20 protein-coding genes, 5 tRNA genes and 1 pseudogene are annotated in these 22,658 nt (G+C 69.5%); 13 read left to right on the top strand and 13 right to left on the bottom strand.

Annotated elements, in window-relative coordinates:
• Nucleotides 1-46 precede the first annotated feature (46 nt).
• Together ACWGIG_RS21095 and hrpA are read right to left on the bottom strand one after the other, a co-directional pair.
• Nucleotides 47-121: transfer RNA gene (locus ACWGIG_RS21095), tRNA-Asp, on the bottom strand.
• Between the two features lie 109 nt (nucleotides 122-230).
• The gene (hrpA, locus tag ACWGIG_RS21100) at nucleotides 231-4,151 is read right to left on the bottom strand and encodes an ATP-dependent RNA helicase HrpA (RefSeq protein ID WP_453323171.1); all 3,921 of its coding nucleotides are present in this window, start codon (nucleotides 4,149-4,151) and stop codon (nucleotides 231-233) included.
• Between the two features lie 462 nt (nucleotides 4,152-4,613).
• Between hrpA and ACWGIG_RS21105 the strand changes: the two genes are divergently transcribed.
• The 3 genes from ACWGIG_RS21105 (at nucleotide 4,614) to ACWGIG_RS21115 (ending at nucleotide 6,825) form a co-directional block, all read left to right on the top strand.
• A complete protein-coding gene (locus ACWGIG_RS21105) occupies nucleotides 4,614-5,021 on the top strand; it encodes a hypothetical protein (RefSeq protein WP_453323172.1) in 408 nt (135 codons plus the stop codon).
• 86 nt (nucleotides 5,022-5,107) lie between these two features.
• The gene (locus ACWGIG_RS21110) at nucleotides 5,108-5,974 is read left to right on the top strand and encodes a DsbA family protein (protein WP_453323173.1); all 867 of its coding nucleotides are present in this window, start codon (nucleotides 5,108-5,110) and stop codon (nucleotides 5,972-5,974) included.
• Complete coding sequence (locus ACWGIG_RS21115) at nucleotides 5,971-6,825, top strand: cytochrome c biogenesis CcdA family protein (RefSeq protein WP_453323174.1); 855 nt, start codon at nucleotides 5,971-5,973, stop codon at nucleotides 6,823-6,825. The genes ACWGIG_RS21110 and ACWGIG_RS21115 overlap by 4 nt, the downstream gene beginning before the upstream one ends.
• A gap of 128 nt (nucleotides 6,826-6,953) precedes the next feature.
• Here the strand turns inward: ACWGIG_RS21115 and ACWGIG_RS21120 are convergent.
• The 4 genes and pseudogenes from ACWGIG_RS21120 to ACWGIG_RS21135 all read right to left on the bottom strand — a co-directional run bounded on the left by ACWGIG_RS21120 (nucleotide 6,954) and on the right by ACWGIG_RS21135 (nucleotide 8,879).
• Nucleotides 6,954-7,030, bottom strand: a tRNA-Phe gene (locus ACWGIG_RS21120).
• A 22-nt stretch (nucleotides 7,031-7,052) separates the two neighbouring features.
• A tRNA-Asp gene (locus tag ACWGIG_RS21125) sits at nucleotides 7,053-7,127 on the bottom strand.
• A gap of 37 nt (nucleotides 7,128-7,164) precedes the next feature.
• Nucleotides 7,165-7,237, bottom strand: a tRNA-Glu gene (locus ACWGIG_RS21130).
• A pseudogene (locus ACWGIG_RS21135) lies at nucleotides 7,237-8,879 on the bottom strand (metallophosphoesterase family protein). The gene ACWGIG_RS21130 and the pseudogene ACWGIG_RS21135 overlap by 1 nt, the downstream one beginning before the upstream one ends.
• A gap of 86 nt (nucleotides 8,880-8,965) precedes the next feature.
• On the opposite strand from ACWGIG_RS21135, the gene ACWGIG_RS21140 reads away from it, so the two are divergent.
• From ACWGIG_RS21140 to ACWGIG_RS21175, 8 genes are all read left to right on the top strand, one after another.
• Nucleotides 8,966-9,316 carry a metallopeptidase family protein gene (locus ACWGIG_RS21140; RefSeq protein WP_453323175.1) on the top strand — a complete coding sequence of 117 codons (351 nt, stop codon included), beginning with the start codon at nucleotides 8,966-8,968 and terminating at the stop codon, nucleotides 9,314-9,316.
• 30 nt (nucleotides 9,317-9,346) lie between these two features.
• Nucleotides 9,347-9,754 carry a fluoride efflux transporter FluC gene (locus ACWGIG_RS21145; protein WP_453323176.1) on the top strand — a complete coding sequence of 136 codons (408 nt, stop codon included), beginning with the start codon at nucleotides 9,347-9,349 and terminating at the stop codon, nucleotides 9,752-9,754.
• Nucleotides 9,751-10,134, top strand: a complete 384-nt coding sequence (crcB, locus tag ACWGIG_RS21150; RefSeq protein ID WP_453323177.1) for a fluoride efflux transporter CrcB — start codon at nucleotides 9,751-9,753, stop codon at nucleotides 10,132-10,134. The genes ACWGIG_RS21145 and crcB overlap by 4 nt, the downstream gene beginning before the upstream one ends.
• A 206-nt stretch (nucleotides 10,135-10,340) precedes the next feature.
• Nucleotides 10,341-10,937, top strand: a complete 597-nt coding sequence (locus tag ACWGIG_RS21155; protein WP_453323178.1) for a hypothetical protein — start codon at nucleotides 10,341-10,343, stop codon at nucleotides 10,935-10,937.
• Between the two features lie 194 nt (nucleotides 10,938-11,131).
• On the top strand, nucleotides 11,132-13,651 hold the full coding sequence (locus ACWGIG_RS21160; RefSeq protein WP_453323179.1) for a DEAD/DEAH box helicase: 2,520 nt from the start codon (nucleotides 11,132-11,134) through the stop codon (nucleotides 13,649-13,651).
• Nucleotides 13,652-13,845: 194 nt separating this feature from the next.
• A tRNA-Lys gene (locus ACWGIG_RS21165) sits at nucleotides 13,846-13,918 on the top strand.
• 116 nt (nucleotides 13,919-14,034) lie between these two features.
• Complete coding sequence (locus tag ACWGIG_RS21170) at nucleotides 14,035-14,232, top strand: hypothetical protein (RefSeq protein WP_453323180.1); 198 nt, start codon at nucleotides 14,035-14,037, stop codon at nucleotides 14,230-14,232.
• 363 nt (nucleotides 14,233-14,595) lie between these two features.
• Nucleotides 14,596-15,312, top strand: coding sequence for a hypothetical protein (locus ACWGIG_RS21175; protein ID WP_453323181.1), 717 nt, complete (start codon nucleotides 14,596-14,598; stop codon nucleotides 15,310-15,312).
• A 269-nt stretch (nucleotides 15,313-15,581) separates the two neighbouring features.
• Here ACWGIG_RS21175 and ACWGIG_RS21180 read toward each other — a convergent pair whose 3' ends face one another.
• Nucleotides 15,582-16,292 (bottom strand): hypothetical protein, encoded by a 711-nt coding sequence (locus tag ACWGIG_RS21180; protein ID WP_453323182.1) that lies wholly within the window; start codon nucleotides 16,290-16,292, stop codon nucleotides 15,582-15,584.
• 78 nt (nucleotides 16,293-16,370) lie between these two features.
• On the opposite strand from ACWGIG_RS21180, the gene ACWGIG_RS21185 reads away from it, so the two are divergent.
• Nucleotides 16,371-16,607: an integrase gene (locus tag ACWGIG_RS21185; RefSeq protein ID WP_453323183.1), complete on the top strand. Its 237-nt coding sequence runs from the start codon at nucleotides 16,371-16,373 to the stop codon at nucleotides 16,605-16,607.
• Nucleotides 16,608-16,614: 7 nt separating this feature from the next.
• On the opposite strand, the gene ACWGIG_RS21190 is transcribed toward ACWGIG_RS21185, so the two are convergent.
• From ACWGIG_RS21190 to ACWGIG_RS21215, 6 genes are all read right to left on the bottom strand, one after another.
• Nucleotides 16,615-17,421 carry an aminoglycoside phosphotransferase gene (locus ACWGIG_RS21190; RefSeq protein ID WP_453323184.1) on the bottom strand — a complete coding sequence of 269 codons (807 nt, stop codon included), beginning with the start codon at nucleotides 17,419-17,421 and terminating at the stop codon, nucleotides 16,615-16,617.
• A gap of 90 nt (nucleotides 17,422-17,511) precedes the next feature.
• On the bottom strand, nucleotides 17,512-17,712 hold the full coding sequence (locus ACWGIG_RS21195) for a hypothetical protein (protein ID WP_453323185.1): 201 nt from the start codon (nucleotides 17,710-17,712) through the stop codon (nucleotides 17,512-17,514).
• Nucleotides 17,713-17,715: 3 nt separating this feature from the next.
• A complete protein-coding gene (locus tag ACWGIG_RS21200; protein ID WP_453323186.1) occupies nucleotides 17,716-18,873 on the bottom strand; it encodes a radical SAM protein in 1,158 nt (385 codons plus the stop codon).
• Complete coding sequence (locus tag ACWGIG_RS21205; protein WP_453323187.1) at nucleotides 18,854-19,663, bottom strand: hypothetical protein; 810 nt, start codon at nucleotides 19,661-19,663, stop codon at nucleotides 18,854-18,856. Before ACWGIG_RS21205 ends, ACWGIG_RS21200 begins: the two co-directional genes overlap by 20 nt.
• A gap of 744 nt (nucleotides 19,664-20,407) precedes the next feature.
• A complete protein-coding gene (locus ACWGIG_RS21210; RefSeq protein WP_453323188.1) occupies nucleotides 20,408-20,608 on the bottom strand; it encodes a DUF397 domain-containing protein in 201 nt (66 codons plus the stop codon).
• A gap of 11 nt (nucleotides 20,609-20,619) precedes the next feature.
• Nucleotides 20,620-21,474, bottom strand: a complete 855-nt coding sequence (locus ACWGIG_RS21215; protein ID WP_453323189.1) for a helix-turn-helix domain-containing protein — start codon at nucleotides 21,472-21,474, stop codon at nucleotides 20,620-20,622.
• Between the two features lie 247 nt (nucleotides 21,475-21,721).
• Here ACWGIG_RS21215 and ACWGIG_RS21220 point away from each other — a divergent pair, with 247 nt between their 5' ends.
• Nucleotides 21,722-22,171 (top strand): ATP-binding protein, encoded by a 450-nt coding sequence (locus ACWGIG_RS21220; protein WP_453323190.1) that lies wholly within the window; start codon nucleotides 21,722-21,724, stop codon nucleotides 22,169-22,171.
• Nucleotides 22,172-22,658: the final 487 nt, after the last annotated feature.

The raw sequence follows: 22,658 nt of genomic DNA on the forward strand, positions 1-22,658 counted from the left end.
GCACCGAAGCCCGCATCCGGCGAGGATGCGGGCTTCGAATCTACTGCGGTCCTGACGGGATTTGAACCCGCGGCCTCCACCTTGACAGGGTGGCGAGCACTCCAAGCTGCTCCACAGGACCTTGACTCACAACTCGACGCGGTGTCGTTCTGCTTTCCGCGTGTTGCTGCGAGACAGACTGTACAGCAGGTCAGAGGGTGCAGTCGAACCCGTGGGAGAGGGGCCGCCCGCTACGGCGCCGCGGCGTCGATCGCCTTCACGATCCGCTTGTCGGAGACCGGATGGGCCGTGCCCAGCGCGTGCGCGAAGTAGCTGACCCGCAGCTCCTCGATCATCCAGCGGATGTCCCGCACCTCCTGCGGAACGGGCCTGCCCTGCGGCAGCTGCTCCAGCAGCCAGGCGTACTCGTCCTGCATCTCGTGGACCTTCTCCATGCGCGCGGTGTCGCGCTGGGCGCCGGTCGGCATCTGCTGCAGCCGCCGGTCCACGGCCACCAGGTAGCGCATCAGGTCCGGCAGGCGCCGCAGACCGGTCTTGGTGACGAAGCCCGCCGGCATCAGGACGTTCAGCTGGTTGCGTACGTCCGTGAGGTTGGGCAGCAGCACCGCGCTGCTGGTCGACTTCAGGCGGCGCTCGCAGGCCTGCCAGGCGGCGAGGACCTGCTGGACCTGGCCCACGGTCCGTACGGTCGCGTCGACGAGGTCCGCGCGCACCTTGTCGTACAGCTTCCGGAAGGACTCCTCGTCCCAGGCCGGGCCGCCGTGGTCGGCGATCAGCTTGTCCGTGGCGGCCGTGGCGCAGTCGTCGAAGAGCGCCTGGATGGAGCCGTGCGGATTGCTGGACAGCGCCAGCTTCTGCTGGTTGGTGAGCTTGTCGGAGGCGAACTTCGCCGGATTCACCGGGATGTTGAGCAGGATGAGGCGGCGGGTGCCCGCCCACATGGCCTGCCGCTGCTCGGCCTCGGTGTCGAAGAGCCGTACGGAGACGGCCGAGCCCGCGTCGACCAGCGCCGGATACGCCTTGACCGGCTGGCCCGCCCGCTTGGTCTCGAAGATCTTGCTGAGCGAGCCGATCGTCCAGTCGGTGAGCCCGGAGCGCTCGATGGACTCGCCGGTCGGCCCCGCCGTGGCCGCTGCCGCCTGGGAGAGGGCCCGGCGGGCCTTCGGGCGGAGCTGGAGGCGCAGCGCCTCCAGGTCCTTGTCCTCGGCGAGCTTCTTGCGGCGCTCGTCGACGATGCGGAAGGTGATGCGCAGGTGGTCCGGGATGCGGGTGAGATCGAAGTCGGCGGGGGCCACCGGGACCCCGACCATCTTCTGGAGTTCACGCGCGAGAGTGAAGTGCAGGGGCTCCTGCAGCGGGACCGCCCGCTCCAGGAACTTCGTCGCGTAGTTCGGCGCGGGGACGTAGTGCCGGCGGATCGGCTTCGGGAGGGAGCGGATCAGCTCCGTCACGACCTCCTCGCGCAGGCCCGGGATCTGCCAGTCGAAGCCCTCGTCGGTGACCTGGTTGAGCACCTGGAGCGGAATGTGGACGGTCACGCCGTCCGCGTCCGCACCCGGCTCGAACTGGTACGTCACCCGGAACTTCAGCGGACCCTGCCGCCAGGAGTCCGGGTAGTCGTCCTTGGTGACCCCGGCCGCCTTCTCGTTGATGAGCATCTCGCGCTCGAAATCGAGGAGTTCGGGCTCGTCGTGCTTCTTGTGCTTCCACCACGAGTCGAAGTGGGCGCCGGAGACGACGTGTTCGGGGATCCGCTGGTCGTAGAAGTCGAAGAGCGTCTCGTCGTCCACGAGGATGTCGCGGCGGCGGGCGCGGTGCTCCAACTCCTCTACCTCGGTGAGGAGTTTGCGGTTGTCGGCGAAGAACTTGTGGTGCGTGCGCCAGTCGCCCTCGACGAGCGCGTTGCGGATGAAGAGGTCGCGGGAGACCTCGGCGTCGATGCGTCCGTAGTTGACCTTGCGCTGGGCGACGATCGGGACGCCGTACAGCGTGACCCGCTCGTACGCCATGACGGCCGCCTGGTCCTTCTCCCAGTGCGGCTCGCTGTACGTGCGCTTGAGCAGGTGCCCGGCGAGCGGCTCGATCCACTCGGGCTCGACCTTGGCGTTGACGCGCGCCCACAGCCGGGAGGTCTCGACGAGCTCCGCGGACATGATGAAGCGCGGCTGCTTCTTGAAGAGGGCCGAGCCGGGGAAGATCGCGAACTTGGCGTTCCGGGCGCCCAGGTACTCGTTCTTCTCGGTGTCCTTGAGCCCGATGTGGGAGAGCAGACCGGCCAGCAGCGAGGTGTGGACGGCGGTTTCCGGCGCGTCCTCCTCATTGAGGTGGATGCCCATCTGCTTCGCCACGGAACGGAGTTGGGCGTAGATGTCCTGCCACTCGCGGATCCGCAGGAAGTTCAGGTACTCCTGCTTGCACATCCGGCGGAACGAGGACGAGCCGCGCTCCTTCTGCTGCTCGCGGATGTAGCGCCACATGTTGAGGAAGGAGAGGAAGTCGCTCGTCTCGTCCTTGAAGCGGGCGTGGTTCTGGTCGGCCTGCTGCTGCTTCTCGACGGGGCGCTCGCGCGGGTCCTGGATGGAGAGCGCGGAAGCGATCACCATCACTTCGCGTACGCAACCGTTCTTGTCGGCTTCGAGGACCATCCGGGCCAGCCGCGGGTCGACGGGCAGCTGGGAGAGCTTGCGGCCCTGCTGGGTCAGCCGCTTCTTCGGGTCCTTCTCGTTCGGGTCGAGGGCGCCGAGCTCCTGGAGGAGCTGCACGCCGTCCCGGATGTTGCGGTGGTCCGGCGGGTCGATGAACGGGAACTTCTCGATCTCGCCGAGGCCGGCCGCGGTCATCTGGAGGATGACGGAGGCGAGGTTGGTGCGGAGGATCTCCGGATCGGTGAACTCCGGCCGGGTGAGGAAGTCGTCCTCCGAGAACAGCCGGATGCAGATGCCGTCCGATGTACGACCGCAACGCCCCTTGCGCTGATTCGCGCTGGCCTGGCTGATCCGCTCGATGGGCAGCCGCTGCACCTTGGTGCGGTGGCTGTAGCGGGAGATGCGGGCGGTGCCGGGGTCGATCACGTACTTGATGCCGGGGACGGTCAGCGAGGTCTCCGCGACGTTCGTCGCGAGGACGACGCGGCGGCCGGTGTGCCGCTGGAAGACGCGGTTCTGCTCGGCGTGGGAGAGGCGTGCGTACAGCGGGAGCACCTCGGTGAGGCGCAGATTCCGCTTGTTCAGCGCGTCGGCGGTGTCGCGGATCTCCCGCTCGCCGGAGAGGAAGACGAGGATGTCGCCGGGGCCTTCGGACTGGAGCTCGTCGACGGCGTCCGCGATGGCGGTGATCTGGTCGCGGTCGGAGTCGTCGCCCTCTTCTTCGAGCAGCGGCCGGTAGCGGACCTCCACCGGAAACGTCCGCCCGCTGACCTCCACGATGGGCGCGTCGCCGAAGTGCCGGGAGAAGCGCTCCGGGTCGATGGTCGCCGAGGTGATGACGACCTTGAGGTCGGGGCGCTTGGGGAGCAGCTGGGCGAGGTAGCCGAGGAGGAAGTCGATGTTGAGCGACCGCTCGTGGGCCTCGTCGATGATGATCGTGTCGTACGCGCGCAGCTCGCGGTCGGTCTGGATCTCGGCGAGCAGGATGCCGTCCGTCATGAGCTTGACGATCGTGGCCTCCTGATTCACCTGGTCGGTGAACCGGACCTTCCAGCCGACGGCCTCGCCCAGCGGCGTGTCCAGCTCGTCCGCGATGCGGTCGGCGACCGTGCGGGCGGCGATGCGGCGGGGCTGGGTGTGGCCGATCATCCCGCGGACCCCGCGGCCCAGCTCCATGCAGATCTTCGGGATCTGCGTCGTCTTGCCCGAGCCGGTCTCGCCCGCGACGATCACGACCTGGTGGTCGCGTATCGCGTCGGCGATGTCCTGCTTCTTCTGGCTGACGGGGAGGTTCTCGGGGTACGTGATCGTGGGCACGCGGGAGGCACGTACGGCCACCCTGGCGGCGGACTTCTCGGCCTCCACCGCGATCTCGTCCAGGACGGCCTGCCGGGCCTCCGGCTTACGGATGCGACGGGCGCCTTCGAGACGGCGGCCGAGGCGGTGGGCGTCACGGAGCGAGCTCTGGGCGAGGGTGGCCTGGAGGTCGGCGAGGGAAGTAGACATACCTGGTCCAGGATCTCACCCGGGGCGGAGCTGTGGCGAACCGATTTCGGCTGAGCCGGGCGGGTGGGGCGAACAGCACCGCTCGCGCGGGTGGGGGGCTCAGCCCCCCGGGGCGCCCCCGGTCGGCCCCGGGTCGCCCCCGGGTTGGCCCCGGCTCGGCCCCGGGTCGCCCCCGGGTCGCCCCCGGGTTGGCCCCGGGTCGGTCCTGGATCGGCCCCGGGTTGGCCCCGGGTCGGTCCCGGGTCGGTCCCGGGTCGGTCCCGGGTTGGCCCCGGGTTGGCCCCGGGTTGGCCCCGGGTCGGTCCTGGATCGCACCCGTGCGGGTGCGTCGTGGCTGGGTGCGCAGTTCCCCGCGCCCCTGACAGCCTGCCCCCGACACCGCCCCTCCCCACGTACCCTCGTGGGCGGGTGGATTGCCGCCCGGCCGAGAGAAACCGACCGTCCGACCAGAAAGGCCCGCCCGTGTCCCTCGTCGTGCACGCGCGCTGGTCCCGCTGGGCGGTCGTGGTCGCAGTCGTCCTCGGGGTCTTCGGAGTGGCCTGCGGACCCGCCGCCCTCTCCGCGAGCGCGAGCGAGAGCGCGAGTGCGGCCGTTCCGGCGTCCGCGACCCCGACCGCCCGGCCCGCGTTCGTCGTCGACACCCCCACCCCCGGCTGCCGCCCCCACACCCCCTCCGACGGCGCAGGTCAGCCCGCCACGCCCGCCCGGCAGGGCGTCCCGTACGAGCTGATGCCCGCCCTCTTCGAGGCCCGTGGCGGCGACGGCGGCTGGAGTCCCGGCCGGAGCGCGGGTTCGGTCGCCGTCGGCCGCGCCCCGCCCCCGGCCGGCCCGCCGACCCCTGTCGAACTCTCCGTACTCCTGCGCGTCTAGGCGGCGCGGGCGGGCACACCCCTGCCCTCTTCGCGCCGACCGCTTCCCCGTACGCATTCCCGTACCGCCAGGAGAACAGCACACTCATGCCCAGCAGCAAGAGCACCCCCAAGAACACCCCCAAGACCAAGCCCCGTGGCCTCCTCATCGGCGCCGGCATCGCCACCGCCGCCGTCCTGCTCGGCCTCGCCTCCTACTCCGCGACCAAGCCCGAGGAGCGCAACACCCTCAGCCCCACCCTCGACTCCTCCAGCCCCAGCGCCGCCGCCGACCCGCAGAACGGCATCTACCCCGAGCTGGAGAAGCTCGCCCGCCGCACCGAGGGCGACCCGCTCGCGCAGGGGAAGGCCGACGCGCCCGTCGTGCTCGTCGAGTACGCCGACTTCAAGTGCGGCTACTGCGGCAAGTTCGCCCGCGACACCGAGCCCGAGCTGGTGAAGAAGTACGTCGACAACGGCACCCTGCGCATCGAGTGGCGCAACTTCCCGATCTTCGGCGAGGAGTCCGAGGCCGTCGCCCGCGCCGCCTGGGCCGCCGGCCGGCAGGGTGCCTTCTGGCCCTACCACCAGGCCGCGTACGCCAAGGACGCCAAGGCGAAGGGGTACGGGAAGGACCGGCTGAAGGCGATCGCGGAGGAGGCCGGGGTGAAGGACATCGGGAAGTTCACCGCCGACTCCGACAGCGCCGAGGCCCGCGCCGCCGTGAAGAAGGACCAGGAGGAGGCGTACGGGCTCGGCGCCACCTCCACGCCGTCCTTCCTGGTCAACGGACGGCCGATCTCCGGCGCCCAGCCCGACGAGGTCTTCGTCCAGGCCATCGAGGCCGCCGCGAAGACGGCCGCGGCGAAGAAGCCGGCGGGCACCGAGGGCACTGCGGGCACGAAGGACGCGAAGGACGCGAAGGACGCGAAGGACGCTCAGGACGCTCAGGGCACCAAGGACGCGCAGAAGTGACCCCCGACATCGGCTATTTCGCCGCCTTCCTCGGCGGTCTCCTCGCCCTCGTCAGCCCGTGCAGCGCGCTCCTGCTGCCCGCCTTCTTCGCGTACTCGATCGACTCGAAGTCCCGTCTCCTCGCCCGCACCTGCCTCTTCTACGCGGGCCTGGCGACGACCCTCGTACCGCTGGGGGCCGCGGGTTCGTACGCGGGACGGTTCTTCTACGGCAACCGCGACCTGCTGGTCACCGTCGCGGGCTGGGTGATCATCGCGCTCGGTGTCGCCCAGATCCTGGGGATGGGCTTCGCCTCGAAGAAGATGGCCGAGCTGTCGGGCCGCATCCGCCCCACCACGGCCCTCTCCGTGTACGCGCTCGGCGCCGTCTACGGCCTCGCGGGCTTCTGCGCGGGGCCCATCCTCGGCAGCGTCCTCACCGTCGCCGCCGTCAGCGGCAGCCCCGTCTACGGCGGACTGCTCCTCGCCGTCTACGCACTGGGCATGGCCGTCCCGCTCTTCCTCCTCGCCCTCCTCTGGGAACGTTTCGACCTGGGGCGGCGGAAGTGGCTCCGAGGCCGCACCCTCGCCCTCGGCCGCTTCGAACTCCACACCACCTCCCTCCTCTCCGGCCTCTTCTTCATCGCGCTGGGAGTCCTCTTCCTCCTCTTCGACGGCGCGACCGCCCTCCCCGGGCTGCTCGACGTCGACGACTCCTTCGCCGTCGAACGCTGGGCGAGCGGCCTCGGCGAAGCGGTCCCGGACTGGGCGCTGCTGATGGCCCTGGCGGCGGTGGTGGGTGCGGTCTTCGGCGTACGCGCGATGCGCGGCCGGGTCCGTGAGCGGAGCAGCGCGGGGAGCAGCGAGCGCTGACCTCACCCCGCCCCCCAGGTCGTACGCGATCTGCGGGGGCGGGGGAGGGCCGGCCGCCCCGGCGCCGTACGCAGGAGGGAAACGGCAACGCAAAAGGCCCCGCTCGGCGAAGAACGGGGCCTTTCGAATGGTGGCTGGGGCCGGGATCGAACCGGCGACCTATCGCTTTTCAGGCGATCGCTCGTACCAACTGAGCTACCCAGCCACTCGGATCTTGCGATCCGCAGCGGTCCTGACGGGATTTGAACCCGCGGCCTCCACCTTGACAGGGTGGCGAGCACTCCAAGCTGCTCCACAGGACCAAGCTTGTGCGAGCACGAGTCTCGCACAGGTGTTGCGTACCCCCAACGGGATTCGAACCCGTGCTACCGCCTTGAAAGGGCGGCGTCCTGGGCCACTAGACGATGAGGGCTAATTGGCCCGCCTGTGCGCCTTGCAGCGCGTCGGGGACGTGAGAAGCATATGGGATGCCGGGTGAGATCGCCAAAACGGTTTACGGGGACAGGGGCGCGGGGGTCTTCGAGGGGGCGGCGCCGGGACCCGCGGCGGAGCCATTGATGTCACCTCGTCTCCGGGAGATGGCGGCTGACCTCGGCCGTCGACAGGCCCAGGCCGCCGAGCGTGATCTCGTCCCAGGCCTGCAGACGGCGGGTGTCGCGGTCCAGGTAGAGGAGCGAGGCGCGGATCTTCTGCGGGTCGTCGTTCTCGACGGCGCGCAGGCCTCCGCCGCCGGTGGAGCCCTCGACCATCAGGCGGGTGCCGCGCTTCATGATCTCGGTCCTGCGCTCGTGGGTGTGGCCGGCCAGGGCGAGCGGCACCTCGCCGTCGGTCTGGGCGGCGGCGATCGGATTGTGGGCGACCGCGATGTCGACGGGGGTGCGGGCCGCCTTCTGGTCGCGGAGGGCGGCGGCCAGAAGGACGCCGGCGACGCGCTCGTTGCCGTCGCCCTGGGGCTTCACGGAGCGGTCGGGGGTGAACTGCGGGTCGCCCGTTCCCGCGACGCGCAGCCCGCCGGCGACGGTGACGGCGCTGCCGTGGTCGAGCACGTGCACGTTCTTCAGGCGGGACATGTACGCCTGGGTGGCCGCCGAGTCGTGGTTGCCGCGCACCCAGATGTACGGGGCGCCCAGGTCGGGGATCGGGTCGAGGAAGACGTTCTCGGCGGAGCTGCCGTGGTCCATGGTGTCGCCGGAATCGATGATCGCGTCGATGTCGTACTGCTCGACGAGCGAGCCGATGATGCTCCAGGACGCCGGGTTGAGGTGGATGTCCGAGACGTGCAGGACGCGCATCGTGGTGGGGGACGGCTGGTACGCGGGGAGGGTGGAGGTGGCGTTGTACAGCTTGGTGACGTTGGTGACCAGGCGGGCCAACTCCTGCTGGTAGACGTCGAATTCGGCCACGATGCTGCGGGCGTCGCCGACGACCGAGGGGGCCGAGGAGAGCAGTCCCGAGAACTTCGGCTCCAGGACCGACTTCGGGTTCCAGGTGGCGAACGCGGTGACGCCGGAGGCCGTCAGCAGGGCGAGGGCGAGACCGCCGGCGGCCAGGGCGCGGCGGGGGCGGCGGTAGACGGCGAGCCCGAGGGCGGACGCGCCCGCGAGGACGGCGACGGAGGATCGCACGGCCAGGTCGAGCGTGCCGGCGCCGACGTCGTGGGTGATCTCCTCCTGCAGCCCGGAAATCCGCTCCGGGTGGTTGACCAGGGCCGCCGAGCGGTCCGGGTCGAGCTGGTCGACGTCCACGTCGAGGCGGATGGGGGCGGTGTGGGAATCGAGCTCCAGGGCGCCCAGGGGAGAGACATTGATCTTGGTTCCGCCGGTGAGGGAGGGGCGGAGGGTCATGGTGGTGTCGACGGGGCCGACGGGGGTGCGCACGTCGCCCACCGTGAGAAGACCGAGCCAGGCCCCGAGCAGCACGACGGCGAGGAGACCGAGGGCGCGGGCCCAGGGGTGCGGGGTGTGGAGGAGGGCGCTGGTGGGGGCGGTGTGGTGCGAGCGGTAGCGCTGGGTGAGGCGGGCGGTGGCGGTGCGCAGGCGGGTGGCTCGGGCCATTGGGGGCGTATGCCCAGGGGAACACGCGGCCATGCGAGCACAGTGCTGTCCGTGCCGGGTGGTGGTGGGGTCGGCAGAATGGGGGTGTGCTGGAGATGACGCGTGAGGAGTTCGAGGAGCTGGTCGCCGAGGCGCTGGACCGGATACCGCCGGAATTGACGCGGTTGATGGACAACGTCGCGGTGTTCGTGGAGGACGAGCCCGCCAAGGACGACCCCGATCTGCTGGGGCTGTACGAGGGAACGCCGCTCACCGATCGCGGGGAGTGGTACGCGGGCGTCCTGCCGGACCGGATCACCATCTACCGGGGGCCCACCCTCCGGATGTGCGAGGACCGGGAGGAAGTGGTCGCGGAGACGGAGATCACCGTGGTGCATGAAATCGCCCATCACTTCGGAATCGACGACGAGCGGCTGCACGCGCTGGGATACGGGTGACGGAGGAGTGCGGGTGCGGGTGAGGTTCGGGTGAGGGACGGGCCGGTGCTCGTGGCGATTTCGGCGGGTGGTGCGCTCGGGGCATCGGCCCGGTACGCCGCGCTGCTCGCCTGGCCCGCGCCCGCCGGAAGCTTTCCGTGGGCGGTTTTCGGCATCAACGTGCTGGGGTCCGGGCTCATCGGCGTGCTGATGGTGCTGGTCGCCGAGGACGGGCGCCGTGCGCATCCGCTGGTGCGGCCGTTCCTGGGGGTGGGCGTGCTCGGGGGCTTCACCTCGTTCTCGACGTACGCCATGGACGTGAGCGGGCTGCTGGAGCGCGGGGAGGCGTTCACCGCGCTCCTGTACCTGCTCGGGACGCTCGCCGGGGCGCTGGGCGCGGTGTGGGCGGCGGCGGCCGTGACGCGCAGGGTCGCCCGGCCCCGGGGGCGTACCGCGTGAACTGGTTGCTGGTGGTGCTCGGAGGGGCGGTCGGTGCGCCGCTGCGGTATCTGACGGACCGTGCGGTGCAGGCGCGGCACACGTCCGGGTTCCCGTGGGGGACATGCGCGGTGAATGCCGCCGGGAGCCTCGTGCTGGGTGTGGTGACGGGGGCAGTCGCCTCCGGCGCGGCCTCCTCGTCCGTACAACTCCTGGTCGGTACGGGGCTGTGCGGGGCGCTCACCACGTACTCGACCTTCTCGTACGAGACGTTGCGCCTGGCCGAGACCGGGCAGCGGCTCGTCGCGGGGGCGAACGCGGCGGTGTCCGTGCTGGTGGCGCTGGGTGCGGTGACCCTGGGAGCGGCGCTCGGCGGCGGGCCGGGCGGGGTCGGCGGGTAGCGGGCCGCGGCCCCGGGGAGGGGCGTCGGCACGTGGGGGGCCGGTGTTCCGGCGGTGGGGGCGGGGTGGCGGTCGGGTGCCCGCGCGTGTCCCCGGCGGGGCAATGGGAGTTGAGGGGGCAGACCCCTGACTCGCCCTACGGCTCCGGGAGTGTCGCGGACCCGTGCGCCGGCACCCCCTTGGCCGTCATTGCCGGAGGTGCGCCCGTGCGCCAACTGCCCACCCCTGTCCGACTCGCCGCCGCGGCGCTCGCGGTGGCGGCTTCCGCAGGCTGCATGAGTGTGAGCGACGGCGAGGGGAAACCCCTCCCGGCACGCCCCGCCGCCAAGCAGGAGCAGGCCGGCTCCGACGGTGGTGCGGCGGCGGTGGGTGGCGAGGGCCGGGGACGTACCGACTCGAAGCCCGTGTCCCGCGGTGAGGCCGGTACGGACGCCGATCCGGGCGGCGACCCGTCGGCCAGCCCGAACGCGTCGCCGGGCCCCGAGGCGACCCCCTCGAAGGGCGCCCCGGGTGCGACCAAGGGCGCCGCGCCGTCCCCGGGGGCCGGAGGAGGAGCAGGCAGGGCCACGCCGTCGCCGGGGGTGCCGACGCCCTCCGCGACCCGGCCGACCCAGCAGCCGACGCCCTCGCAGCAGCCGACCAAACCGCCGGAGCCGACCCCGACCCCGACCGAGCCGACGACGCAGCCGACGCCGTCCGCGTCACCGGCGGCGCAGAACCGTGCGGCCGGGACGCAGGCTCCCGTGGAATACGGCGGAGGAGGGGTGGGCTCGCCGGTAAATCCGCAGGTGGAGGCGGTGTAGCGCAGTCGATTTGCCAGGTGTGGGGGAGGGTGCGTAAGGTTATAGATCGTTTGATCCCATTGCCCGGCGCCGAAACAGAAGAGCGCCGTGTGGCGCGTACTCTCCCTTGCCGTGACTGACCGCATCGAGGCGGTTTCACTTGCGATTCACGGAGTTTGGGCGCGTGCCGAGACTCCGAGAGGTTTCGCATCCGCATGTCTATTTCCAGTTCTGACCGTACCGCCATGCCCACTGAGGGCGCCGAGCAGCAGCTCGACGCAGCCCCGGTCGAGGTTGTCGAGACGGTCACCGTCGACGTGGAGAACGTCGACACCACCGAGGTCGTCGAGGCCGCCACCGAGATCGTCGCGTCGGCCGAGGCCGCCGCTGCCGAGTCGGTCGCAGTCGTCGCCGAGCCTGTTGCCGAGAAGGCCGTCGTCGCCGAGAAGGCCGTCGTCGAGACCCCGGCGGTCGAGGCAGAGGTTGCCGAGGAGGCCGCCGCCGAGATCGTCGAGATCCTTGAGAACGCCGCCGACGAGGCCGTCGTGGCCGCCGACGAGGACGCCGAGAGCGTCCCCACCGGCCCCACCTTCAGCGACCTGGGCCTGCCCGAGGGCATCGTCCGCAAGCTCGCCCAGAACGGCGTCACCTCGCCCTTCCCGATCCAGGCCGCGACCATCCCGGACGCCCTGGCCGGCAAGGACATCCTCGGCCGTGGCCGCACCGGCTCCGGCAAGACCCTCTCCTTCGGTCTGCCGACCCTGGCCTCGCTGGCCGGCGGCACCACCGAGAAGAAGAAGCCCCGCGCGATCATCCTCACGCCGACGCGTGAGCTCGCGATGCAGGTCGCGGACGCCCTCCAGCCGTACGGCGACGTGCTCGGCCTGAAGATGAAGGTCGTCTGCGGCGGTACGTCCATGGGCAACCAGATCTACGCGCTGGAGCGCGGTGTCGACGTCCTCGTCGCCACCCCGGGCCGTCTGCGCGACCTGCTGAACCGCGGCGCCGCCTCCCTGGAGAACGTCCAGATCGCCGTCCTCGACGAGGCCGACCAGATGTCGGACCTGGGCTTCCTGCCCGAGGTCACCGAGCTGCTCGACCAGATCCCCGGCGGCGGCCAGCGGATGCTCTTCTCCGCCACGATGGAGAACGAGATCTCCACCCTGGTCAAGCGCTACCTGACGAACCCCGTCACGCACGAGGTCGACAGCGCGCAGGGCAACGTCTCGACCATGACCCACCACGTCCTCGTCGTGAAGCCGAAGGACAAGGCGCCGGTCACGGCCGCGATCGCCGCCCGCAAGGGCCGCACGATCATCTTCGTCCGTACGCAGCTGGGCGCCGACCGTATCGCCGAGCAGCTCCAGGACTCGGGCGTCAAGGCCGACGCCCTGCACGGCGGCATGACGCAGGGTGCCCGTACCCGCGTCCTGGAAGACTTCAAGAAGGGCTACGTCAACGCCCTGGTCGCCACCGACGTCGCCGCCCGCGGCATCCACGTCGACGGCATCGACCTGGTTCTGAACGTGGACCCGGCCGGCGACCACAAGGACTACCTGCACCGCTCGGGCCGTACCGCCCGCGCCGGCAAGTCCGGTGTCGTCGTCTCCCTGTCGCTGCCGCACCAGCGCCGCCAGATCTTCCGGCTGATGGAGGACGCGGGCGTCGACGCCTCGCGCCACATCGTCGGCGGTTCGGGCGCGTTCGACCCGGAGGTCGCCGAGATCACCGGCGCCCGCTCGCTGACCGAGGTCCAGGCCGACTCCGCGACCAACTCGGCCAAGCAGGCCGAGCGCGAGGCCAAGGAGCTCGCCAAGGAGCTGGAGCGCATCCAGCGCCGGGCGACCGAGCTGCGCGAGGAGGCCGACCGTCTGGTCGCCCGCGCCGCCCGTGAGCGTGGCGAGGACCCGGAGACCGCTGTCGCCGAGGCCGCTGCTGCCGCCGAGGCCGAGGCCCAGGAAGAGGCCCAGGCCGCTGCTGCCGCCGCCGCCAAGGCTGCGGAAGAGGCGCGCCAGCGCCGCGACGACCGCGGCAACTTCGAGCGCCGTGACGACCGTGGTGGCTACCGCGGCAACAACGACCGCGGCGGCGACCGTGGCGGTTACCGCGGCAGCAACGACCGTGGCGGCAACGACCGCGGCGGCGACCGTGGTGGCTTCCGTGGGGGCGACCGCAACGACCGTCCCGCGTCCGGCGGTTTCCGTGGCGGCGACCGTCGTGACGACCGCGGTGGCGACCGTGGCGGCTTCCGCGGCGGTGACCGTCCGACCGGTGGTGGCTTCCGTGGCGGCGACCGCAACGACCGTCCGGCGTCCGGCGGCTTCCGTCGCGACGACCGTGGTGACCGTCCCACCGGTGGTGGCTTCCGCGGCGGCGAGCGCAGCGGCAGCGACCGCCCGGCGGCCAGCGGCTACCGCGGCAACGACCGCAACGACCGTCCGGCGTCCGGCGGCTTCCGCCGCGACGACCGCGGTGACCGTCCCACCGGTGGTGGCTTCCGTCGCGACGACCGCAGCGACCGCCCGGCGACCGGTGGCGGCTTCCGCTCCGGCGGCAGCGACCGTCCGTTCAACCGCGACCGTCGTGACGAGCGTCCCTCGGGCGGCTTCCGTGGCGGCGACCGTCCGTCCACCGGCGGCGGCTTCCGCGGTGGCGACCACCGCGGCAGCTCCACCGGCACCGGCACCGGCTCCTTCGGCCGCCGTGACGACAAGCCGCGCTGGAAGCGCAGCTGAATCGACGGGACACGCTGACGCGCTCGCGCGCTGACGCCGTGACACGTTGAACCCCCGGAAAGGGCCTGCTCTCCACGAGCGGGCCCTTTCCTCTTCCCCCTTCGGGCCTTTCCGGAGGACGCCGGTAGGCTTTCGGGCGGATACCCGATCGGCCGCAGGGGACGGGGCAGCTATGCTCTTGGGAGTCCTGCCGGGGGCCATTAGCTCAATTGGCAGAGCAGCGGACTTTTAATCCGTTGGTTGTCGGTTCGAGTCCGACATGGCCTACAGGACGGAGCGAGCTCGATATCGCTCTGAGCAGTACGTTTGGCGGTCCGACTGGCTACGGCTGGTCGGACCGTCACGCTTTTCACGGCCGTCCGACCCACGTGCGTGCTCGAAGCGTGCTCGAACTGCTGGGGTGCGTGCGCCTGGCGCGGCACGAGGTCGGCCGCCTCGTTGGCGAGCTTCTGGTCGAGTTCCACGAAGAGACTCGTGTACGTGTCGGCGGCGAGCTTGATCGTCGAGTGCCGCAGCACCGTTTTCACGACGTAGATGTCCCGGGACACCGCGAAGATGATCGACGCCGCAACGTGCCGTAGATCACGAAGGGTGATGGGCGGGAGATCGGTCGTGGCGAGGATGCGCCGGAACGCCTCGCTCACGTCATCCGGGCGCAGCCACGATCCATCCTCGGTGGTGAAGATCTTCCCCGTGTCGTGCCAGACCTTCCCCTGCGCGAGTCGCTCCCGCTTCTGCTCCTCCTGGCGCTCCAGACGGCGGCGCAGCACCTCGGCGGTCCGGTAGTCGAGCGAGATGGTTTCCGAGGACCCGTCCGTCTTCGGGGGGCTCTCGTACGGTGTCCGGCCGTCGAGCACGATCTCGGTTGCCGGGGTGATGCTCGGTACGTCGAGGTCGATTCCGGCAGTGTCCTGCCCGACCGCCTCGCCTCGTCGCAGGCCCCGGTGACCCATGAGGTGAAAGACGTCGTAGTACACCTCGTCGTCGTGCTCGGCGGCGTCGAGGAACTCGCCGAGCTGTGCGGGGGTCCAGACCATGACCGGGCCCGGTACGACGCCGGTCTCGCGCCACTTCTTCACCCGGGCGTCCGTCCACAGCAACGGCTTGGGACGGGGGGCCGTGGTCAGCTCGACGTACTTCGCCGGGTTGAACGTGAGGATCTGCTGCGTGATGGCCCAGTTGAGCGCGGCGCGCAGCGTACGGCGGATCGCCTGAACGGTGGCCGGACCCGTCACCTTCCGGAACGGTGGCATCTCGGCGAGCTTGGCCTTTTCAGCGGCGATCCGCTCCCGTTCGGCTGCGACCGGCCGACCTCGCCCGGTGGCCTTGCACCGCTCGATCTGCTCGCGACGCATCCGGTTCTCGAACGCCACCGTTTCGGCCTGGTCCTCGATGGCGTCGAACAGTTCGGTCATGTCGCCGACACCGAGCGAGGAGTCGACGACGAGCTCGCCACCGTGCGGCTTGAGGTGCAAACGGATGTGCCCCGCGTACCCGTTGCGTGTGGTCGCACGCAGGCTCTTCCGGGCGTCCATGAACTCATCGAGCAGTTGGCCGAGGGTGACCGACTCGGCAAGGTTGCGCTTGGTCCTGATGCGGCGCTTGACGTCCTCGGGCTCCGGGATCTCGACGTTCTTGTCCGCGCTTACCTTCATGAGTAAGTCGCCGAGGGCCTGCTGCGCCCGGGTATCGGTCTTCCCTGGGATCGCGAGCAGGACGCGCAGTCTGTCGAGGGCCGCCTGCGCCTTTGTCTGGGTCTCGTAGCCGCTACGGCGGAAGATGCGGCGGGTCCCGTCCGAACTGGCCGGTACTTCCTGCTGAAGGCTCCACGTGCCGTGGCCTCGGCGGCCGAGGGCCGGGCATGACTGGCCAAGTGGCTTCTTGGTCCGGGGGGCGCGGCAGTAGCAGCGACGCTTGGTCGAGCCTGCTTTCATTCCGTGCGCTCCTCGACTGCGGTCGCGTTGTCGAGCATGTCGAGGCCGGTCATGTCCTCGATCCAGGCGCGTTCGATCGGGGGAATGGTGAGGCCGGCCCGGTCCATGTCGTTGACGACGTGGGCGAGGTCTTCCAGCCGTTCGAGGTAGCGGCTCTCGGCGTCCGAACGGCTCTCGGGCGGTGCGTCCTCGGCGAGGCGGTGAGCCTTAGCGGTGGCTGCGCGACGCCGTTCGGCCTCGGGGTAGAGGCTTGCCGGGTAGGCGGCTGCTCCCCACGCGGCGGACCACTTGGGGCCGTCTTCCCCGATGGGGCGGGGGTCGGCGTAGTAGCGGCCCTCGACCGGGCCGGCGAGCGTCGGCGTCTCCTGGCCGGTAACCCACTTCCATACGGTGTACGGGTCGCGGGGTTCGGCGGCGGGGGTGACCGGAACGGCCTGCTCGGTGCCGAGGGGGAGGGCGAGCAGGAGTGGGGGGACGGCGAGGGCGAGGCCGAGCACGAGCAGCTCGTCGACGCTGACATCGCGCCGTCGGCGGCCGTCTGTTTTCCGGCGGCCGGTCTCGATGTTCACGAGAGCGGCGTACGTGAGGTCGGGTGCGCCGAGGCGTTCGCACTCGGCGGCGAGTTGTTCGCGGCTGAGACCGAGGCGGTTTCGGTGCTTGCGGATTTGGTCGGCGATGACGTCACTCGCCGTGCGGTTGCTGTGCATACCGACAAGTTAGCAATGCATATTGCGCAGGTCTAGTGATTCTCGTACGTTGGCGATCTCGACCTTGGAGGGTGGGACATGGCTGACGAGATGACACACGAGGAACTCATGGGCTTGCCGGTGGCGGTATCCCTCGACATTGCCAACCGGGCGTTGGGCATGGGCCGGACGTTCGGGTACGCCCTCGCGAGGCGTGACTGCTACCCGGTGCGGGTGCTGCGCCACGGTCGGCAGTACCGGGTCACGCGGTACGACTTGCACCGACACCTCGGCGTCGAGGCGGGACCCGACGCCGAGGGCACGACGAGTAGCTGAACTGCCGTTAGCTGCGTGTCCGCCAGTAGGTGACCCAGTCATGCGCGAGGCGGCCCATGTGCGTCTTCCACGCCTCGGAGCCGTGGCGGGCGATCTCGTCCCAGAGCCTCGCGTTCGCGTCGGAGAAGACGGCGACGCCCTCGTACGGCGCGCTTGCCCATGAAGCGAACTGCTCGCGCGCCCATGCGTCTGCGGCGGGTGCCCGGTGTCCCGCTTCCATGAGTCGCAGGATCAGCACCGCAGGATCGATCCACGCCGCGCCCCGGGTGGGCCATGCCCAGTCAATCAGGTGCGCCCGGTCGGTCACGAGCATGTTGTGCGGGGCGAGGTCCGTGTGCAGCAGGGTGTTGCCGACGAGCTGCTCGGCGCCGCCGGGGCTCGTGTAGCCGCTCCATCGGTCCTGCGCGAGCTTCATCGGGATGTCCGGGCACGGGGTGCCTTGAAGCTCGACCAGGGCGGCGGCGACGAGCGGGAGGTCGGGGGAGCCGGGGGTGTAGTCGGCGTGCCGGCCGACGAGGCGCTCGTACCCGATCAGATCCCACCCGGCGGCCTGAACGTGCCACAGCAGGCGCGGGGAGGCGGCGGGGAGGTACGGGGCGATGGCGACCTCGCGCTGCTGCGTACGGATCTGGGAGTGATCGAGCGGCACGCCCTTGACGAACACGACCGAGCCGGCCGTGCGGAGGGTGGCGGCGACGCCTGAGTTCGCGCCCGCGGTAGCTGTTTCTGCGCGCTGTACGGGGCCGGTGTGCTCCTCGACGGCGGCGCGGGCGACGGCGGGGAGGTCTTCCCAGTGGATACGGGTTACGGGCATGTGGGGTTCCTGGGGGTGGACGGGCGAGCCGCCCTCGACCCTATGGCGGGCGAGGGCGGCTCGGTCGTGCGTTGGGTTGGGCGCGTCGGTCTAGTACGGCTGGTCGTCGTCGGCCTGGCAGGAGCAGCCGAGGGCCTCGGAGAACGTGCCGATCTCCTTGGTGACCCGGAATTCGTCATTTCCGATCGGGCGCGGGTGGATCGCCACGGGGAGCGGTCCGGGCTCGGCCGGGGGACGGGGGGCGATGGTGACCGGTACGGGGCCGGTGCGCGGAACGGTTGCGGTTGTCATGGCCTACCTCACTGGTTCGGGGTCGGGGTGCTGGCAGTACGTGTTGCGTGGTGCGCGCGCCTCCTGGGAGAGCTTCGCCATGGGGCGGCAGGTGGTGCAGCCGCCCGGGGAGCCGTCGGCCTTGGTCTGACCGAACGAGCACCCGGTGCACCCTCCCGTGCGGAGTTGCAGGCCATCGGCGATGCCGCCGAGGCGTTTGAGTCCCTCGATGCCTTCCTGCATCAGCGGGATGTGGGGGTCTCGGCCGATCTTGCAGATGGACGCGTGGCCGAGTGGGTCGGCGTGAAAGAAGGTGTGTCCCGCGTTGCAGCCGGTGAACGGCTTTCGCTGCCGCAGGAACTTCTCGGCCTGCTGGGGGAAGGGGGCCGCGTCGCCTTGGATGGTGGGCGACATGTTGGTGAAGACGAACACCTCGCCGTACTGCTCGGCGAGCTGCTCCATCTCGGCGAACTCGTCGGCGTTGTCCTTCGACATGACGATGTTGAGCTGCAACCGCAGGCCGGCCTCGCGGGCGGCATCGAGTCCTCGCACGAAGCGGCCGAACGCGCCTCGGTTCTTGGTCACTCCGTCGTAGGTGGCGGCGGTCGCTCCGTAGACGCTGAGCGAGAGGTGGTGGGGCGGTCGCGCGGTGAGCGTCTCAAGGATCGTCGCCTTGTGGAGCGACGAGCCGTTCGTCGAGATCGTCAGCATCATGCCGAGGTCGTAGGCGTACGAGTACGCGGCGGGAAAGTCGCGGTCGATCAGGGGCTCGCCGCCGGTCATCTGAAGCCAGAGCACGCCGGCGTCGCGCATGATGTCGAGCAGCCGCAGTTTGTCGGCCATCGGCAGCCCCTGGAACTTCTTGGCGCCGAGGTAGCAGAACTCACAGTCGTAGTCGCAGCCGAGGTTGATCTCGTACGACGCGCGGGCCATCCCGTACTCGGAGGATGGGCGCACGATGACCGACTCGGTCAAGGGGCGGTCCGGGGCGAGGGTGACGCCCCAGACCTGCGCGGCGCCGTCGACGAGCCACTGCGGGGGCGCGGCGTCGGCGCTCGCTGCCTTGGTGAGTTCGAGGTACCGGCCGAGGGGGATCTGCACCCCCTCGTCGTTGCCAGGGCGTAAGACGAGGTACTCGTCGAGGAACGGTGACGCGATCAGTTCATGCGTGGGCGCGGGCATGTGCCCCCCAAGTCAGAGTGAACAGGGTCAGGGTGTGCAGTCCGGTGCGGTCCGGCGCCCAGCGACGCCACAGAGACTCGAACTCACGGTCGCTGCTGGGGAGATGGAGGGATGGAGCGGCCTTCTTCGCAAGAGTGCGCACGGTGAGATCGGAGTGCGGATAGACGGAGAAGTCGCCCCGATAGTCCGCAGCCGTGACGGCGGCGGCCCAACTGCCGATCTGTGGCACGGCGGCGAGGCTGGTCACGAGCTGCTCGACGTCGAGGGTCCGCCAATACGGCGCGTGGGCGAGGTACGCCTCGGCAGCCGACTTCAGCGCGTCGCGGTCGAGCGCGGCGCCGACTGCGCCGAACTTGGCGTCGGACATGGCGAGGATGGTCTCGGGGGCGGGGACGAGCGACATCGGGCCGTCAAAGCTCTCGATGGTGTGCCCGTACGCCTCGCACATCCGGCGGTAGACGATTTTGGCATTGCAGGCACGCGCGCCCTGCCGCAGTAGCGCGCTCACCAAGGCATCCCACAGCGAGGAATTCGTCAGACGCAGTACGGTTCCGAGCCTCGCCAACTCGTCGACGAGCGGCTGCGCTTCAGCTTCAAAAGGAAGTCGGACGGGCGATGCGTACGCCTGGCGGGGGGCATCCATTGCGTTGCTGCCGACAGGGCGGAGAACGAGACTCTCGTCGACCCAATGAGCCACCCATGCAACGTGGTTGAACTCGACAACGCGTACGGGCTCGCCCTGCGCGGACTGCTGCCACGCGGGATGGTCGAGCATGATTGTGGTGCTCATTTGCTCAATTCCAAGTCAGGACCGCCGGGATGGCGGGTGCATGAATGAGCGTCGGAGAGTAAGACGTACTGAGTCGGTCTTACGTGCCACTCGGCGCGCTTTCCGCTGCTTAGTAGAATGGAGAATCCGCAGGGCTCGCCCCGGTGAAGGGCGGCGAGTGCTTGAACCCAACCACCATTTGCCCATTCCACTGCTCGCATGATTTCGCGGGGATTCATGCCGAGAACATGAAATGAACGGACCTGAATCCGAATGGTTCGGATAGCGCTATTTGGGCTGTGCAGCATCTCAAGGGCAACAGCCTGCGGGAGCTCGTTTGGTGAGGGTCCTTGCAGTAGCACCTCGAACCAGTACCCGAGCGAGGGAACGCCGCAGTCAGCTTCCCATTTTCGGTACAAGGTTTTACCACCGGTGCTGTGTGTGGGGTGCAGAGTGCGCATGGGGCCCCTCACGTAACGGGTTACATGGTTTTCCCCTGCTTCCGATGTCACGGCACAGCAGGAGGGGAACCGGAGGTCCCTCCCCACGTGATCGCGTCAGGGGTGGGGAGGGCCTGTCGAGGCAACTCGGCTTGTCCTGACAAGGGTTAGGCCCGCCACCACGACAGAGTGCGACCGTAGCGCCACGCGACGCGATGCTGCAAGTGTGGACCGGTACAAACGTGCAGACTGGCATATGCAAAAACCCCCCGCCCAGGTCAGGCGGGGGGAACGCTTGCAGCGCCGAGGGGTGCGCCGGGGTGGGCTAGTCGAGGAAGTGGTCGAACTCGCCGGCCTTCACACCCTCGATGAAGGCGGCGAGCTTCTCCGGTGAGGTAGCAACGATGCGCGAAGGGTCATCGCTTTCGCACAAGAGAATTTCCCCTTCATGCTTGGCGACGTAGAGGCACTGCTCGCCCCCGCCCCCGGAGAAGCTCGACTTCTGCCAGTGAATTTCGCTGTTCATTCCTGAATTTCTCACAGTTCTCTTGCGACGTGGTGAATGAAACTTCGCGACTCGTCGGGACTGAGTGAGGCTTGCTCGGCAAACTCAAACAGGGCTCGATACCCGTCGATACTTGCGACTGCGTCGAGTAGGCGACCGCCGAACGGTGTGTCGATGTGAACGGTGTCAAGCTGCGGAACCGTCCCGGATGCGTACATCACGGTCTGGGTGACCTCGACGAAGTCGTCGGAAGTGAAGGGGATAACCCGGAGGGTTACCCACTCCTGCTCGGACGCCTGAAGCAAGTATTCGAGCTGCTCTCTGGCTACCTTTCGACCGCCAACGCGCATACGCAGTGCAGCTTCGTGCACGATTGCCTCGAACCGTGGCCGCTCGGCGCGCTCAAAGATCACCCGGCGTTTCATGCGGTGCTCTACGCGAACCTCGACCTCGTCTGTTGGCACCTTGGGGATGGCGCCACCGAAGAGAGCTCGCGCGTAATCCTCGGTCTGCAAGAGGCCGGGGAACGTCACCGGCTGGAGGCACCGCAAGCCCGTAGCGTGGTGTTCGAGTTCGGCGATGTCGAGGAACCCGGGCGCGAGGGTGCCGCGGTAGTCATCCCACCAGTGCGTACCGCGCCGCTCGCTGGCAATGGTGCACAGCGCGGCGAGCAGGGCCTCGTCGTCGCATTGGTAGAACGTGAACAGCCGGCGAATGCGTTCTTCGCTGATCCCAAGGCGGCCGGCCTCGATGTTGCTGATCCTGGCCGCATCCGTGGAGAGCAGGCCCCCGGCGTCGCGTGCCGTCACTTCGGCACGCTCGCGCAGCTTTCGCAGCTCTGAACCCAAACGGATCTGTCGGGCAGTCGGGTTGTCCCTCGGTGGCATGTCGTCCTTCCCCTTGTCCCACCTGAGTTTGCCGGTTGCGGCGTCACGGGTCCACCTAGAAGCCCAATGATGGGTACAGGGTTGTACCGGTCCATGGTTTTACCCTATGGTCCTGGCAGCACTGCGAAGCACGCCTGTAAGTCCGAAGTGCAGCCGCTGCACCCTGAGTTGGGGTGCGCCCGGGGGCGGCCATTGCCACGCAGGGCGAGCGACGCGAGCAGCTCAGACCGCGTTGGGAGACGTTGAAATGTCCGCTGTCTTAGCAACACCCGCACCACCGCCCGAGGCCGGCGTGTACCGGTTCATGGCCCCTCGTCGGCGGACCACTCCGCGCGTCGTCCGCGACTGGGTCACCTGCCTCTGCCGCGACGCCGGTTTCGAGGGCCTCGTCGAGGACGCACGCTTGTGTGTCTCCGAGGCAGTGACCAACGTCGTACTGCACACGCACACGGCGATGGTCGTCACTGACGTCATGCTGCGCGAACGAGGCATCAGCGTGAATGTCTACGACAACGTGCCCAACCCCGTGCCCGTGCCCTATGACCACTACTCCGACGAGGAGAAGGGGCGAGGGCTGCGCATCGTCGAGAGTCTGTCCGAACAGTGGGGCGTGACCTACTTCTGCGACTTGGCCACCCCCGGCAAGGCCGTGTGGTTCCGGCTCGACGAGAAGGGGCTCGGCAATGACCGCAACTAGCCCTGCCGTGCTCGGCGTTATCGCGCTTTCGATCGGCCTCGGGGTGTTGAGCCTCGTCGTGATCTACGCCTCGATACCGCCCGCTGCTCGCGCGGTGACCCCACCCCCGGTTGGCCAGCCGGGACGCGTCTACTCCTGCTACTGCTTCGAGCGTCCGATGCGCGTGCTCGTCGTCGACCCTGCGGCATCAATCCGTATCGACGCCCCGCCGGGCACACGGCAGACACCGAGCGGACGCCACGCCAGGAAACCACCACCAGACCACCGCACCCGCCCGGAACATGTCTCCCACGTGGGGGCGGGCGGCGGAGGAAGGGGCGCAACTCCTGTACGGGCAGCCGCATAGGCGTGCCCGCACGGTGACCCCGACGAGTGGACCCGTACCAAGCGGCCGGTACGGGTCCACTCCCATGCCCACCAACGACAAAGGCGCCCCCGGTACCGGCACGAGGCCGGTACCGGGGGCGAGCTGCGTCATGCGTTGGGG

This window comes from Streptomyces sp. NPDC054863 (assembly GCF_053610825.1).